At 71.3% G+C, this 401-nt stretch carries 1 protein-coding gene; it reads right to left on the bottom strand.

Going from position 1 to position 401, the window contains the following annotated elements:
- The coding region (locus IF54_RS0139025) for a phenylacetate--CoA ligase (protein WP_030327524.1) at positions 1-401 on the bottom strand (401 nt) is incomplete at both ends.

Here is a 401-nt window from a genome sequence, read left to right as displayed (position 1 = left end):
CGATCGCGACGTCCACGGTGATCCCCACCCCGTCCTTGACGCCCCGGGCGATCGAGCGTGCGGCGGCCTCCCGTACGTCGTCGGCGGTGCCGGGGCGGGCCTCGACGCGTACGGTCATGTGGTCCAGCCGCTCGCGCCGGGACAGTTCGATCTGGAAGTGCGGGGCGACCCCCGGGACGCGCAGCACGATCTCCTCGATCTGGCTCGGGAAGACGTTCACCCCGCGCAGGATGACCATGTCGTCGCTGCGACCGGTGATCTTCTCGATACGGCGGAACGCGGGCCGTGCGGTGCCGGGCAGCAGCCGGGTCAGGTCCCGGGTGCGGTACCGGATGATCGGCAGCGCCTCCTTGGTGAGCGAGGTGAAGACCAGCTCGCCCTCCTCGCCCTCGGGCAGGCTC

This window comes from Streptomyces sp. NRRL B-3229 (genome assembly GCF_000719505.1).
Lineage (GTDB): Bacteria > Actinomycetota > Actinomycetes > Streptomycetales > Streptomycetaceae > Streptomyces > Streptomyces griseorubiginosus.
Note: the sequence above shows the minus strand (reverse complement) of the source record. Positions and strands in the feature narration are given on the sequence as shown.